This is a genomic window from Microbispora hainanensis (assembly GCF_006874475.1).
GTDB classification, from domain to species: Bacteria; Actinomycetota; Actinomycetes; order Streptosporangiales; family Streptosporangiaceae; genus Microbispora; species Microbispora hainanensis.
Genome location: NZ_VIRM01000047.1, coordinates 1 through 13808, shown reverse-complemented (window position 1 = coordinate 13808; position 13808 = coordinate 1). Strand labels below are relative to the sequence as shown.

Annotated in this window: 18 protein-coding genes; 9 read left to right on the top strand and 9 right to left on the bottom strand. The window is 66.2% G+C overall.

What is annotated here, in order from left to right; genetic code table 11:
- Positions 1-260 precede the first annotated feature (260 nt).
- From FLX08_RS29795 to FLX08_RS29785, 3 genes are all read right to left on the bottom strand, one after another.
- Entirely contained in the window at positions 261-1475 is a 1215-nt protein-coding gene (locus FLX08_RS29795; RefSeq protein WP_142623591.1) for an SGNH/GDSL hydrolase family protein, read from the bottom strand.
- A 126-nt stretch (positions 1476-1601) separates the two neighbouring features.
- A complete protein-coding gene (locus FLX08_RS29790; protein ID WP_142623590.1) occupies positions 1602-1850 on the bottom strand; it encodes an aromatic-ring hydroxylase C-terminal domain-containing protein in 249 nt (82 codons plus the stop codon).
- Positions 1847-2545 carry a TetR/AcrR family transcriptional regulator gene (locus tag FLX08_RS29785; protein ID WP_142623589.1) on the bottom strand — a complete coding sequence of 233 codons (699 nt, stop codon included), beginning with the start codon at positions 2543-2545 and terminating at the stop codon, positions 1847-1849. Before FLX08_RS29785 ends, FLX08_RS29790 begins: the two co-directional genes overlap by 4 nt.
- Positions 2546-2795: 250 nt before the next feature.
- Here FLX08_RS29785 and FLX08_RS29780 point away from each other — a divergent pair, with 250 nt between their 5' ends.
- The 5 genes from FLX08_RS29780 to FLX08_RS29760 all read left to right on the top strand — a co-directional run bounded on the left by FLX08_RS29780 (position 2796) and on the right by FLX08_RS29760 (position 5890).
- Positions 2796-3695 (top strand): SDR family oxidoreductase, encoded by a 900-nt coding sequence (locus tag FLX08_RS29780; RefSeq protein WP_142623588.1) that lies wholly within the window; start codon positions 2796-2798, stop codon positions 3693-3695.
- Positions 3692-4105 carry an SgcJ/EcaC family oxidoreductase gene (locus FLX08_RS29775; RefSeq protein ID WP_142623587.1) on the top strand — a complete coding sequence of 138 codons (414 nt, stop codon included), beginning with the start codon at positions 3692-3694 and terminating at the stop codon, positions 4103-4105. The genes FLX08_RS29780 and FLX08_RS29775 overlap by 4 nt, the downstream gene beginning before the upstream one ends.
- A 45-nt stretch (positions 4106-4150) precedes the next feature.
- Positions 4151-4792, top strand: a complete 642-nt coding sequence (locus tag FLX08_RS29770; RefSeq protein WP_142623586.1) for a winged helix-turn-helix transcriptional regulator — start codon at positions 4151-4153, stop codon at positions 4790-4792.
- Positions 4793-4810: 18 nt separating this feature from the next.
- Complete coding sequence (locus FLX08_RS29765; protein WP_142623585.1) at positions 4811-5317, top strand: DinB family protein; 507 nt, start codon at positions 4811-4813, stop codon at positions 5315-5317.
- A 159-nt stretch (positions 5318-5476) separates the two neighbouring features.
- Positions 5477-5890 carry a prevent-host-death protein gene (locus tag FLX08_RS29760; RefSeq protein ID WP_142623584.1) on the top strand — a complete coding sequence of 138 codons (414 nt, stop codon included), beginning with the start codon at positions 5477-5479 and terminating at the stop codon, positions 5888-5890.
- Between the two features lie 428 nt (positions 5891-6318).
- Here FLX08_RS29760 and FLX08_RS29750 read toward each other — a convergent pair whose 3' ends face one another.
- From FLX08_RS29750 to FLX08_RS29735, 4 genes are all read right to left on the bottom strand, one after another.
- A complete protein-coding gene (locus FLX08_RS29750) occupies positions 6319-6738 on the bottom strand; it encodes a hypothetical protein (protein WP_142623582.1) in 420 nt (139 codons plus the stop codon).
- A gap of 61 nt (positions 6739-6799) precedes the next feature.
- Positions 6800-7012: a DUF397 domain-containing protein gene (locus tag FLX08_RS42450; RefSeq protein ID WP_079315603.1), complete on the bottom strand. Its 213-nt coding sequence runs from the start codon at positions 7010-7012 to the stop codon at positions 6800-6802.
- An 84-nt stretch (positions 7013-7096) separates the two neighbouring features.
- Positions 7097-7315, bottom strand: coding sequence for a hypothetical protein (locus FLX08_RS29740; RefSeq protein ID WP_244312988.1), 219 nt, complete (start codon positions 7313-7315; stop codon positions 7097-7099).
- A gap of 58 nt (positions 7316-7373) precedes the next feature.
- Entirely contained in the window at positions 7374-7583 is a 210-nt protein-coding gene (locus tag FLX08_RS29735; RefSeq protein WP_142623581.1) for a hypothetical protein, read from the bottom strand.
- Positions 7584-7738: 155 nt separating this feature from the next.
- On the opposite strand from FLX08_RS29735, the gene FLX08_RS29730 reads away from it, so the two are divergent.
- The 3 genes from FLX08_RS29730 (at position 7739) to FLX08_RS29720 (ending at position 10820) form a co-directional block, all read left to right on the top strand.
- Positions 7739-8989, top strand: a complete 1251-nt coding sequence (locus FLX08_RS29730) for a helix-turn-helix domain-containing protein (RefSeq protein WP_142623580.1) — start codon at positions 7739-7741, stop codon at positions 8987-8989.
- Positions 8986-9633 (top strand): 2'-5' RNA ligase family protein, encoded by a 648-nt coding sequence (locus FLX08_RS29725; RefSeq protein ID WP_142623579.1) that lies wholly within the window; start codon positions 8986-8988, stop codon positions 9631-9633. Before FLX08_RS29730 ends, FLX08_RS29725 begins: the two co-directional genes overlap by 4 nt.
- Before the next feature lie 392 nt (positions 9634-10025).
- Positions 10026-10820, top strand: coding sequence for an HNH endonuclease (locus FLX08_RS29720; RefSeq protein ID WP_142623578.1), 795 nt, complete (start codon positions 10026-10028; stop codon positions 10818-10820).
- Positions 10821-10926: 106 nt separating this feature from the next.
- Here the strand turns inward: FLX08_RS29720 and FLX08_RS29715 are convergent, their stop codons facing one another.
- The gene (locus FLX08_RS29715; RefSeq protein WP_142623577.1) at positions 10927-12201 is read right to left on the bottom strand and encodes a DNA cytosine methyltransferase; all 1275 of its coding nucleotides are present in this window, start codon (positions 12199-12201) and stop codon (positions 10927-10929) included.
- A 58-nt stretch (positions 12202-12259) separates the two neighbouring features.
- On the opposite strand from FLX08_RS29715, the gene FLX08_RS29710 reads away from it, so the two are divergent.
- Complete coding sequence (locus FLX08_RS29710) at positions 12260-12793, top strand: very short patch repair endonuclease (RefSeq protein WP_244312987.1); 534 nt, start codon at positions 12260-12262, stop codon at positions 12791-12793.
- A 77-nt stretch (positions 12794-12870) separates the two neighbouring features.
- Here FLX08_RS29710 and FLX08_RS29705 read toward each other — a convergent pair whose 3' ends face one another.
- Positions 12871-13635, bottom strand: a complete 765-nt coding sequence (locus FLX08_RS29705) for an NgoMIV family type II restriction endonuclease (RefSeq protein ID WP_142623576.1) — start codon at positions 13633-13635, stop codon at positions 12871-12873.
- Positions 13636-13808: the final 173 nt, after the last annotated feature.

The window sequence follows — 13808 nt, the reverse complement described above, 5'->3', positions numbered from 1 at the left end:
CCGGCCACTCCGACCTCGTTACGCCGTACCCCCGATCCGCGGAGGAAACCGCGTAGCGCTCCGGCCGTGCATGTCCTACCGACCACTGCCGCCCATCGGTCCCCGGGGTTGAGGAACCTGCGGACAGCCCTTGGCGGTGCCCGCGAGTAACTTTGCGGAGGGCTTAGGAAGGGTCGTCCCCGCGCTGCCAGTCAGCCGACCTTGCCTTGGCATGCAGCCTGACCTCGCACTCGCGCGCCGAGCGGATCGGCCAAGAGACATCAGTCGAAAAGAGAGAGATCAATGGATTCCGCGAGGGCTGCGTAGCCCGCGTCGTTGCCGTGGAGGTGGTCGCCCATGTGCAGGTCGCTGCAAATGAGGGTGGGGTCGGCCGGGTCGCGCCAGACGGCGTCGAAGTCGAGTACGCCGTCGAAGGCGTCGCTCGCGCGGATCCATGAGTTGACCTGTTCGCGTGCTTTGTCACCCTCGGGTGAGTACATGTCCGAGCCGCCGTAGGGAGCGATGGTCGCGGCGTAGGCCTTTGAGCCGTGCGCGCGGGCTCGGGCCGCTAGCTGGAGGTGGGCTGCGATGACGTCGTCCGCGGTGACGGGCGCGCCGGGGAACATCTCGAGGAATCCGGCGGTCTCCTCAGTGCGTGGGGCGAAGGAGAAGACGAGGTCATTGCCCACTGCGATCACCACGTGGCCAAGGCCCGGGGTGGCGAGGACGTCGCGGTCGAAGCGGGCGAGGGCGGCGGTGCCGATGCCGTCGGCGAGGATGCGGTTGCCGCCGATGCCCTGGTTGACCACGCAGAGCGTCTGTCCGCCGCGGGCGGCTAGGCGCTCGGCGAGCAGGTCGGTCCAGCGTCGGTCTGCGCCGGGGGTGGAGCCGATTCCATCGACGCGAGAGTCGCCGAGGACGGCGATGGCCTTTGTCGGTGTGCCGGACTGCACTTCCACGGCCGTGATCAGGGCTTGTGCCGGCAAGGGGGCTGCGCCTGTGGGCGTGGACGTGAGTGTGGTGGCGTCGCCGGGGATGATCCAGCCGAGTGCGTGGAAGGTCCCGTGGCAGGTGCAGGTGTCGACTTGGCCGGGTAGGTAGAGGCTGATCGTCAGCCGCGACAGCGCGGCGATGGGTAGATCGATGGGGTCGCTGAGGATCGGCGCGCCCGCCGGTATGGTGGTGGTCGGCTTGCCGCTGAAGGTCACCGCTTGATCGCTTCCGTTCTCGGTCCCGATGCCGGAGTCTGTGATGGCGACGCGGGCGGCGCCGATGGTCAGTGGTGCGGTTCCGTACTCGTTGCTGATGCGGATGCGAATGCTGTGTCCGCCGCCGCTGACGCGGACGACTTGCCGCAGCGTGGCGTTGCCGAAGGGTTCGACGAAGCTGACGGAGTTGTCCGGTGCCTGCGGCGAGGCGCCCCAGGTGCGAACCCATTCGAACGCGTCCGCGTCCGGCCTGTCGGGGTTGGAAGGGCGGGCGATGCTGGCGGTCATGGTCGTTGTCCTTCGGTTGTCGGTGTCGCGACTGGTGTTCTGGCCGGTGGCGCTCGCATGGTTCGGTCTCAAGCGGCTTTGCCCGCGGTCGTGGAACATGCGATTGGCGTTCACGGTCTGCCGCTTTCAGATCGATGCTCCGGCGCAGGTGAGCCGATCAGGAATGGATGTGCACTGCCGTTCGAGGTCGTTACGCACCACACCGGAGGCGTACCGGATCCGGCGCTCCCACCTCTGGGCCGCGCCCTGCAGCGCGTGGTCGGAGCCGAAGTCGAGCGCAACAGCCTGGCCCTGGTGCATCAGGTCGCCGAGGCGGGTGCCGTCATCGAGCCGTTGGGCGCGTAGCCGTGCACGGTGTGGGGTTCGGTGGGTCATCGGAGGTTGGTGATGCCGTCCAGGACCAGCGCGATGCCGGTGAGGAACTGCTCGCGGTCGTCGTGCTCTCGCATCTGGCCGGCGATGGCGTGCATGAACGGGTAATCGTCGGGGTCGAGCTCCTGCCACGCCCTCGATGCTGCGCCGAGGAACTCTTCGCGGTCCGCCTCGCTCTCGACATCTGAGGTATCCCCTTCGATGCGGGCGTTCTGGCTGACCGCGCCGAGGATGTAGTGCACGAGCGTCGAGGTCGCGCCGAACCAGGCGGCTTGCGGCACGCCCAAGGCGACCACCTGCTGGCCGATCCTCTCGAAAATCCCCACCGTCACCGGGCCGACCGGGTTGCGGATGATCTGGAGCGCCAGCCGCGTGGCGAGCCACTGGTGTTCAGCGATCGCATCGAACAAGGCCAGCGCGACGAAGCGGATCTCATCCTCGGGCGTGGCCGAAGCCCCGCCAGGCCTGGTCGCCAGAGCGGCCGTGATGACGGTTTCTGTCGCCGTATCCAAGAGCTCGTCCCGGGTGCCCACGTGGTAGTAGATCGCCCCGGACCCGGTGGCCAGGCGCTCTGTCATCGCCCGGACGGTCAGCGCCCCCTCGCCGCCCGTATCGAGCAGCTCGATGGCGGTATCGATGATCTGCTCCCGCGAGAGCACCTGGTTGCGCCGCTGTGTCCGCCGCGCTCGCGTTGCCATGTCTCCACGGTAGCCCATTTGGTACATCGAACCAACTTGGAACACTGAACCAGTTTCTCCCCGGTCAAGCTCGAAGAGCCACTTAAGTTACTCGCGGGTACCGCCAACGGCTGTCCGCGGGTCCTCAACCCCGGTCCTCTTCCCATCGCTTGTTCTCGCGGCGTCCGGAGTGCGGCACGGCACATAGGACGCTACATATGCAGAGCTACTTACTTGTTTTTCTGTAATAACAAGTACTAGCGTCGTAGCCATGATTCTTGTCACCGGAGCGACGGGGCTCAGTGGATCGATCGTGGTCCGGGAGGCCGCCCGGCAGAACGTTCCGATCCGAGCGCTGGTCAGAGACCCGGACAAGGCCCGCAAGTTCCACGGGCTGCCGGGTGTGGACGTGGTGGAGGGCGACATGCTGCGCCCCGAGACCCTGACGGCCGCCCTGCGCGGCGTGGAGCGCGTCCTCATGATCTCCTCCCCGAGGGAGCGGATGGTGGAGACGCAGCGCACCTTCATCGACGCGGCCAAGGCCGCGGGCGTGCCGCACATCGTGAAGTACTCCGGCAAGGAGTCGGGCGTCGGGTTCGATCCCGGCAGCTTCATCGGGACGCGTGAGCACCTGGAGATCGAGCGCCACCTCGAGGCGTCCGGCCTGGCCTGGACCCACCTGCGTCCGAGCCAGTTCATGGAGGCATACCTGCCCGGCACCCTCACCGGCCTGGATCCGCACCGGCGGGAGCTGCGCCTGTCCATCGGCGACAGCAGGCTGGCGCCCGTCGCCATCGCGGACGTCGCGAAGGTCGCGGTCGCGCTGCTGAGCTCCGGCGGCAACGAGGGCAGGGCGTACGACATGACCGGCCCGGAGGCGCTGACGATGAAGGAGGTCGTCGAGCAGATCTCGGCGGCGACGGGAACCGCCTTCCACCACGTGGAGCTGCCGTTGCAGGACAAGCTGCGCGAGTGCGCGGAGGCGGGGATGCCCGAACCGTCCATCCGCATCGTGCGCGAGCTGTTCGCCGAGCGCAGGCGGCGTCCCCAGTCCCACGTGCGGCTGGAGACCCACCGCGCGTTCGGAGTGCGGCCCACGACCTTCGCCGAGTTCGCCCGCGGCCACGCGGCGGCATTCCTCGATGCGAACGTCTTTGGAGGAATGAAATGAGCCCGGAACCGCACCAGGCGGCCATCGAGCCGGCTGAGGAGCGCGCCGTACGGGCCCTGTTCGAGGCGACGTCGGCCGCGTGGTCGGACGGCGACGGCGGCACGTTCGCCGGCCGGTATGCGCCGGACGCCACCGTGATCCTGCCCGGGGTCCACCTGCGGGGCAGGGACGGCATCAGGTCGGCCATGGGCGCCGCCTTCGAGGGGTCGTTGAAGGGGTTCAGGCGCGTCCATGCGCCGGAGGGCATCCGGTTCCCCGTTCCGGACGTGGCCCTCGTCATCACGCGGAGCGTCACGGTGTTCGCGGGGGAGGAGGAACCGCCGGCCGACCGGTGGGAGCTGGCGACCTGGACGCTCATACGGCGCGACGAAGAATGGCTCGTCGAGGCCTATCACAGCTCCCCGGCGTGACTACGGGAAAGCAAGCACCTGCTCCGGGATGAGTAGGATGAGCACGTGATCACGGCACGCACGTACGGCGACCCCTGTGCCGCGGCGCGCGCCCTCGACCTGGTCGGGGAGCGCTGGGCGCTGATGATCGTCCGGGATCTGCTCTTCGGCCCGAAGCGCTACAGCGACCTGCAGAGCGGCCTGCCCAACGCCAGTCCGACCGTGCTCTCGCAGCGGCTGCGCGATCTGGAGGAGGGCGGGGTGATCCGGCGGCGCAAGCTGGGCCCGCCGGCGCGCGCGTGGGTCTACGAGCTCACCGAGTGGGGCCACGACCTGGAGCCGATCCTCGTGCACCTCGGCCGATGGGGCCGGCAGTCCCCGTTGAAGGAGACGACGACGCCCCTCGGGACCGATTCGCTGATGCTCGCGGTGAAGAGCCACCTCGAACCCGCCCGGCTGGGCGACCTCGACGCCACGTTCCTGGTCGACGTGGGCGAGGACGTCTTCACCCTCCGCGTGTCCGGCGGCGAGCTCGCGATCCGCAGGGGCGAGCCTGATCGGTGGGACGTCGCCCTGCGGACCGATCCGGCCGGTCTCAAGGCCCTGGTGATCGACGGGACACCGCCCGGCCGGCTCGGGGAGCGGCTGGAGACCACCGGCGACCGCGCGGCCCTCCAGCGGCTGCTCGACGCCCTCGCGACAGAGTGACCGAAGGGGAGACCGCACATGAGCTCGTCACCGGAATCGAGTGAGGTCGAGACCCTCCTCGGCTACCTGAGCTGGAAGCGGCGGCACGTCATCGACATCCTCGACGGCCTGGACGAGGCCGACCTCCGGCGTCCGGTCCTTCCGTCGGCCTGGACCCCGGTCGGCCTCGTCCACCACCTCGCCCTCGACGTCGAGCGCTTCTGGTTCCGCGCGGTCTTCGGCGGCGACCCCGAGGCGGTGGCCTCGTTCGCCACCTCGGCCGACGCGTGGCAGGTGCCCGGCGACCGGCCCGCCTCGGAGGTGTTCGACCTCTACCGCGAGGAGACGGCGCGCGCCGACAAGGTGATCGCCTCCAACGGCCTGGACCAGACGCCGCGCTGGTGGCCGGACCACCGTGACGACCGGCCGCCGCGCGACCTGCGTGCGGCGATCCTCCACGTCATCGTCGAGACGGCGACCCACGCCGGCCATCTCGACGCCGTACGCGAGCTGATCGACGGCAGGCAGTTCCTCGTCCTCGACTGAGTCAGGAGACGGGGCAGCAGGACAGGCCGTCAAAGTGACCGGACGTGCCTGATCGGATCGATACCCCGGAGTACGCCGCGCGGATTGTAGGAAGTACTTCACGTACTTGACGTACGTATCTCTCGATCCGATACTGGCAGTGGGACGAGAGGAAGTGGCATGGGAGTGCATTTCGCCAGCTACACGGAGGCCAGAGCCAAGCTCAAGGAGCTCCTCGACGCTGCCGAGCGGGGTCGGAGTGCGACCGTTCGCCGCGACGACCGGACCGCCGCTGTAGTAGACGGCGAGCGCTTGCGATACTTCCTGGCTCGAATCTGCCCATCCAACGCCCAGGTAGTGGCCGAGGATGGCGGATGGTCGGTCTTCATTCCAGGGCTGCCGGTCGCCGCGGACGGGCGGACGTTCGACGAGGCCATCGACGAGATGATCGACGCGCTTCGAGAGTACGCCGAGGATTGGCAGGACCACCTGTTGGACGCGGTCAACCACCGCGACAACTGGGGTCTGGTGCAGATGATCTGCCTGAGCAGCGACGACCAGCTACGGGAGTGGCTGATAGGGGCGGCTCAATGACGTGGCCGCAGCCGACCCGGGAAGATCACGAGCGTTTCTGCAAGAACGAAGGCTGGCGGCGAATCCGGGACGCCAGGGGACGGACGGGCACGCACCACGTCACGTACGAGTTCGACCTCCCTGCGGGCGGCGTCCTGCGGACGCGAATTTCACATCCACCTGACCGCACGACATACGGGCCCAGCCTTTGGGCTCATATCCTGCGAGATCAGCTCCAGGTCTCCGAGGAGGAGTTCTGGGGCTGCGTCCGGGACGGGATCGTGCCTGACCGGGGAGGCCCTCAAGCGCCGGCTGAGGCGCTGCCCGCAGACCTGGTCTATCTCCTCATCCATCGAGCCGGGCTGACCGACGCCGAGGTCGGCCGCATGTCGCGAGATGAGGCGCTTGCTCGTCTTCAGATCTTCTGGTCGGAAGGCTCGTAGGCCGGTTCAGGAGGTGGGGCAGCGGTAGGCGGCGTGGCGGTTGGGGGAGCAGCACACCACGCCGCACGTGAGGAACCGGCCGCCGCTCAGCCAGATGCCCCACTGCACGTCGACGCCGCCAGCGAGTGCCTCGCGGGCGTTGCGCAGCCGTACGTCGAGCCCGATCCGGGCCTCGTCGGCCGGGCGGAGGAAGGAGCTCTCCATCGACCGGTGGCGCTCCGCCAGCCACGTGAGCGCGTCGTCGTGAGTGGCCGGAGAGGCGTCGATCCGGCGGGCCGGCTTCAGCAGCCAGTCGCACGTACGCATCGGCGGCAGCGGGGAGCTCGTGAACGGACCGGGGTCGGCGGGCGGCAGCGGCGGTCGCCGCTCGGCCTCGTTGCGCAGCTCTTCCCCGATGCCGCTCCACACATAGCAGTGCAGGTGCATGACGCTCCGTACAGTGGGGGTGGCCCCTGCCTGGTGCGAGCGGGCAGGGGCCGCCGTGCTCCTACAGTGTGGTCAGGCCGGCCGCGCGAAGCTCGGCACCGGTGAACCGGAGAGTCCCGGCATCCGGGTTCTTGCTGTCACGCAGGGCGAAGGCGTCCGCCTCGCCCGGAATCGGGGCCAGTTCGACGCAGGACTCCATGTCCTCCTCCTGCTGGTTGCCGCCGCACAGCCGCCGGAAGCGCACTCCGGCGAGGTCGCGGTCGTACAGGTCCATCGGGTTCCTTCCTGTTGGTGGTCCCGCCTCGTACGGTTCGCCGGGCGGGCGTCTTCATAGGGCCCGTCGTCACCGGGCTTGCCTTCATCGGGCGCGGCCGCGTAGCAGGTCCAGCCACACCCGGCGCGCCCGGGCGTCGGGCAGGCGCTCGGTCTCGCGGACTTCCGGCGTTCTGTCGGTTCGGTCCGTACGGCGGACGAACAGCAGCCCGCCGGACGCGCACAGTTCGTACGCCAGCGGCGAGCAGTGGTCGCAGGTGTGGGCCACGACCCGGACCCGGGTAGTGCGCCTGGTCTCAGTCATCCACCGCAGCGCGACCTGCCCTGGTTGCGCGGGCACCAGATGCAGCCCGGGACAGCTGTCAAGAGGCCGAGGCAAGGGCGGCCAGGCTCTCCTGCTCGGCGATGACCCGGCAGAGCTCGGTCAGGTCGTCGCCGTCGACGGTCCGGGCGGCCCCCGCCTCTTCGGCTGCGGCGGGGAATGGCCGCTCGCGAGTCGCCCACAGCCGTCCACGATCGCTCGTCATCACCCGCCAGCCCTCGGTCGGCGCGGTGCCCTTCCGGTCTGTCACAGCTCGGACCTCGATTCCTGAATCCTTGTAGGGCCTGGACTCCGTTCCGTTTCACCTGCTATGACAGCGCTGCGTAACCCTTCCGGCACAGGTGCGGATGAGGGAAACTGAGGGCGCCCAGGGATCACCCCCCGGTCCGAGCGAAGGGGCAGGCGATGAGCGACGACCTACCCGCATGGGCCGTACGGCTGCGGGCCGAGCGGCGCAACAGGTTGTGGAGCCAGCGTGAGATGGCTCGCCGTCTGGTCGAGGCCGCCGACGAGGGCATCCGTCCTCGCCTGCCGTCGCGGGAGACGATGATCCGCCGCATCAAGGCGTACGAGGCCGGGCACAACCGCCCCGGCGACCCCTATCGCGTGCTGTACGTCCGAGCCTTCGGGCTCACCGAGGCCGAGCTGTTCGGAGAACCGGTTGCCGCTCCGACGCGCGAGGACGATGTCATCGACTTCGTCGCCTGGATCGAGCAGACCAACGTCGGGGACGGCACGATCGGCATGCTCGCGGAGGAGGCGCGACGCCTCGGTGAGAGCCACGCCCACGTTCCTCCCGCGCGGGTGCTGTCTGATGTCGTCCGCCTCGAACGGAACGCTCGCGCACTGTTGTCCGGTGGCAGGCAGAGGCTTCGCCAAACCCGCGAACTGCTCCGCATCGAGGCCGAACTTCTGGCCCACGCCTGCATCCTCCTCGGGGACCTGCACCGCAACGCTGTCGCCATGACTTACGGCACGGCCGCTGCCATGTGTGCCGAGGAAGCCGGCGCAAGCCCGGCCGCCACGCTCAGCGCCCAGGCGAAGACCGAACGATGGCGGGGCCGGCTCGCCGCGTCGGCTGACCTGGCACGCCGTGGGTACGAGTGCAGCCCGCCGACCCAGCTTCGCGTCCTGCTGGCAAGCCAGGAGGCCAACGCCGCAGGTCTGCTCGGGGACAAGGAACGGGCGCGGGAAGCCCTCCGGCGTGCCGACGAGGCCGCCGAGGCCCGGCTCACCCAGGACTCCGGCATCTCGCCCTGGTCGTGCCCGCGCCCGCGGCAGGCGTTGTACGCGCTCTCGGTCGCTCTGCAGGCCGCCAATCCGGAAGAAGCTCTCCACGCCGCTCGCCAGGCGGAAGCAGCGTGGGCGTCAGGCGATCCGCGCGTCCCTGCGACCTGGGCGCAGATCAGGTTCGGCGCAGCCAACGCGTACGCGATGATGGGCGATCTTCACGGCGCTGCCGAGCAGATCGCGCCCGTGATGAGCATGCCGCCGGAGTTCCGTATGTCCACAGTGACGAACTACCTCGTGGAACTGGACGCGCGGTTGGACGACCGGCGCTTCCAAGGCTCCGACGTCGCAGTGACCCTCCGGGAGCAGATCCGCGACTTCACCTCTGCCGCCCTGTCGGCGGTCGGTGCTGGGGAGGGCGCGTGAGCCCTTTGCCGAAGTTCATGGCCGACCGCTGGGGGAGGCGGGAAATGCTCCCCTCAGGGAAGGGCCGGATCTACTGGCATGTTCTATTTCGCGATCACCCGGAGGTTCGGGCGATAGCGAGCGAGGCCCATCGACGCCTGGCCGGAATCGGCGGGCTGGACCCAGTGCCGCACGAATGGCTGCACCTGACGACCCTCGTCGTCGGCCTTACGGACGAGGTCACGGAGGAGCAGCTCATGGCGCTGATCGCGGAAGCTCGGAAACGCCTGGCGGACGTGCAGCCGGTCACCGTGACACTCGGCCGCGTGCTCTACCACCCCGAAGCCATCGCCTTGGCGGTACGTCCCGCAGAGGCCCTGGCACCGATGCTCGACGCCGTACGGGCCGCCACCCGCGCTGCTGTGGGCCATGACGGCACCTTGGACACCAATCCCTGGGCACCTCACGTCACGGTCGCCTACAGCAGTGCGGAGCAGCCCGCCGAGCCCGTCATCACCGCCCTGGGCCGTCACCTACCCGACTGCGATGTCACGATCGACCACATCAGCCTGGTCCTTCAGGATGGCCCTGAACACCTCTGGAACTGGCATCCGCTGGCAGACGTGCTATTCGGGGCAGCGCGCCAGGAGGCAAAGACGGAATGAGGCCTTGACCCTCCCGCAGGCCGTACAGATACGACGACGCCTTTTTGGTGACGCTGGTTATAGCAGCCAGGGATACATCGACATGCCGCGAGCCACCGCCTACTTGAGGTTAGGCGTGGACTACTGGGAGTTGGACCTGCTGCTCGGTACTGCTCCCGGCTCGGCGCGTCGCGACAAGGACATGTTCTTGTTGCGTCAGGCCGCCGATCTGGCCACTCACGAACTATCGGCGACGCTCCGCCAGGTATGTAGCCTCCTCGGCCATCACCTCAAGCTCCCTTCGGATTGGTGGATGTGCTTGACCAGCATCAACGCGTCTGAAAGGGAAACGGGCGCCCGATGTGTCGCATGCAGATTTGTGCTGACAGTCCGGACAGACTAGACATTGTGGTGTGACTGCGGAGAACAGGGCCGATAGCCGGGACTACCCTGCTGAGGCCTATGCGCCAAATGGGCAGCTTTGGTGGCGTCTGCGCTACCAGCCCGGGAGTCGTCGGCGGTTCGGTGATGAGCGGAAGCTTGCTGCTTGGCTGACGTTCAACGTGAACGAAGGGGACACATTCACGATGGCGGATCTACGTCGCGCACTCGGCGATGAGGTCCCTAACGATGCCGAACACCTGAATCGCCGTCTTAGAGCGCTTCGGCCAGATGGCTGGCGAATTCCATCAAATACCGATGATCGAACCCTTCCCATCGGAACCTATCGATTGGAGGCCAAGGGCTGGCATCCGGGCCTAGGGCCACGGCCCAAGCGCGATGCCGTGTCCGATGCAGACCGTCGCCGGATCTTCAATCGGGATGGCTGGCGCTGCGTAGTGTGTGGGGTGGGGAGCGGTGAGCCGTACCCGGAGAACCCGGACTCAAAGGCGGTTCTCACCGTTGGTCATCGTGTTGCACGCGATCTAGGCGGATCGGTCGAACTCGATAACCTTCAGACTGAGTGCAAACGTTGCAATGAGCCACTGCGCCATGAGCTGGGGTTTCCTGAAACGCTCACCGAACTTCTCCCGGAGGTGAAACGCTTCCGCAAGTCGGAGTTAGAAACTCTGCTGTCGTGGCTGCAAGCCAGGCAGCGTATACGAAACCGGGTAGATGCCGCTTACGATAGAGCTCGCCGACTATCTGAGGGAGAGCAGGAACGGCTGAAGCATACCCTGCGCACGATGATTCAGGGCAGCCGTTAAGGCAATAGTAGTGAGTTCGCCATCACGCATGAACGCCGGACCCTTGCTGCATGAGAACCTCCGAGGGGCCGGCGTACCATGCGACCTCCCAGCCGTCGAATTCCTCTTAGCTGATCTTTGCCTTGTTCTTCAGAAACTGCTCATGTCGAATGTGGTCGTCCTGGCCAACAAAGGCGCGGAACTGGCCTAGCTTGTAGGCGATAGCGTCGGCCCTACTGCTCGTCTCGATATCGAAATCCCGCCCGAGAAGGGCGATCCTGCGTTCCAAGTCATGCTGTTCCAGCTTGAATTCTTTCGCCTCGTCAGGCTCTAGAGCCCGTTTAATTTCGCGAACGATTTGGGTAGCGGTCATGAAGTCGCCGCTTTCGCGCAGTACTCGGTAGATCGGGTCTTGGGTCCTGTCGCATTTGCGTTCACGCGTTCCTGCCTCCTTCTTAAGCGCCGCAGCTATGGCTTCGCCAACGGCGGCAGCAACTGGAGGCGGGAAGGCGTTACCAATCTGCCGATACCGAGAGGTCTTTTTCCCTGTGAAGGACCATGGGAATTCCTCGTCGTTCCAGCCCTGGATGCGCGCAACCATCTCGGTCGTCAGCTTTGGCATGAAGTCTGGATCGTCGTGCACTGTCGGTGGGGTGTCAGCCACGCCTAGGGCGTCCACGCCCATCTCGGCCCAAGCGCGTTTGGCCCTAGTGGGCCCAAGGTCGGCACCTCCATGCTTCTTGGAACCACCGACTATCGTCGGGGCGATGTCGTTGGCCTTTTCCCTCCACGCCTTGGCGCCTCGCCAGCCGTCAGATGCCATCAAGTCGTAAAGGGTTTCGCCGACCGTCGGAGGTTTGCCGACTGGATCTGGCCAGTGAAAGTAATCGGCGAATTCCTCCTGTAGTGCGACGAGGACAAATCGTGGGCGTAGTTGGGGTACGCCATATTCGGAAGCATGGAGAAGCTTCCATTCGGCGACGTAGTTGAGCTCGCGTAGCCGGTCTAGAACATGCTGTCGATAGCCTGCAAAGCGAGGCATGCTTAATCCGCGTACATTCTCTAGGAGCAGCGCTTGCGGCTTAACTATCCCTGCTAGCTCCACTGCCCATGCGAAGAGGTCGCGTTCGTCGCCTGCCCCTAGCTGCTTGCCCGCAATGGTGAATGGTGGGCAGGGAACGCCGCCGGCAAGCAGGGCGACTCCCTCATACTCAGAAGGCTTCCACACGTTTGTGTCGGCTACGTCGCCCGTCTTTACTTCCCAACGGGGGCGGTTATGCCGAAGCGTGTTAGAGGCGTTTTCGTCCAGTTCGACGGCTAGTGCGTGCTCGAACCCAGCCTTCTCCAGGCCGAGCGCCTGGCCGCCAGCACCAGCGCAAATCTCAACGACCTCAAGAGCCACGGAGGTTCTCCTCTAGGGTTCAGGAACAACGTGGACGTGTACTAGTTGTATCTTCACGGTGGAGACAGGACTGTCGGTGCTCACCGTTGTGGATGTGTCTGCAAGCATGAGTGATGAGGCACGTAAGAAGGCTCACGCGCGGGGCCTGTACCCTGCGCCGCTCAACGAGGGTCGTTCTCGTAACATGCGAGCTAATCGCCGGGCGGACACTAAGCCGGAGGTAGCTCTGCGTAGTGCGCTGCATCGGCTCGGCTATCGGTACCGCAAGGACCTCCGGCTGGATCTCGGCGATGTGAGAGTGCGTCCTGACATCGTCTTCACTGGCCGCAAGCTTGCTGTTTTCGTCGACGGGTGCTTCTGGCACGTGTGCCCCGAGCACGGTCGCCAACCCACTACCAACGAGTGGTACTGGGCGCCCAAGCTTCGCCGAAACGTCGAGCGCGATCGTGCGGCCGATGCTGCGCTGACGGCGGCTGGCTGGCAGGTCGTCCGTCTCTGGGAACATGAGTCCCTGCCAGCTGCTGTAGAGACAGTTGTTGCTGCGCTGAACTCTGAGACCGAACACATGGACGACGATAGAGCATGTGACTGACAGAACTGCAGCGACTCCGGAACGTGATCAAGCCTGAGGCTTTGATAGCAAGCGCTTCCAGCGCGACCTGCACGTCCTTACCATCGGGCGAGCGTCGGCGCAAGATCGCTGAACGGACGTACTCGGCCGAGGCCGATGCACTCTTTCCAGGCGTCTAGCTGGTCAGCCTGGATGCGCCCATCGCTAGCTAGTTCCCGCACTACCTGATCTAGGGCATCGTAGGCGATGTGATAGACGGCATCGACTTCTCCCGTCCCGCGGGCAATGGCAGCTAGTCGGCTAGGCAGCGGCTCGGCGGTTACCGTGACCAGGTGAGGGAGGCGCTCCCGCCGATGGCGAATCATCTGGTTGTTCTCATGCCTGATGTTCTGAACGCGATCGGAGCGGATGGTCCACTTGCAGGACACCGCGGCATGGAGGAACGGCAGGTCCAAGTCGGTCCGGCCTGGGAGGCCCACCGCGACGTCGGGTTTGATGAGGTAGTCGCGGCCGAGAGTGATGCGCAGCTCAGGGTTCGTCTTGACGAGGCGGTCCACCTCATTTAGGTGGCTGTACTGGACAAAGCTGCTTATAGAAGCGGGCGCGACGCGTACGTCCCACTTTCGTGAGTGATCATGATTGGGGAGTTCTAGTCGCAAGTGATCTGCGACGGCGCGTTCTAGAGGTCGGCCGCTCTTCGGGTCCACCACTCCGGTAGGTGCCCCGCGCAGAACGCGGAGCACATCGAGCACCCCAGCCGCGATCTCCATGGAAGCTGCGTTGTCGGTATCGGCAGTGTTTGGCACAAGGCCCTTCTTGCTGGTCTTCCAGCCAAGAAGGTCATTAGCAAAGGGGGCGTTCAACTGGGGAACCTCTAGGCAAGATCGTGACAGGAGGAAGATCACCCTACCTGAGCTGACCCGGCAGGAGATGACCGGATGTTAGGGCTCTCAGGGTTGGCACCATGCCGAGCCCGTGCTCAGAGAGTCGGTGGCAGTGTTGCACATTCCTGCTTGAGCGGCTGGCGTTCTGGCTA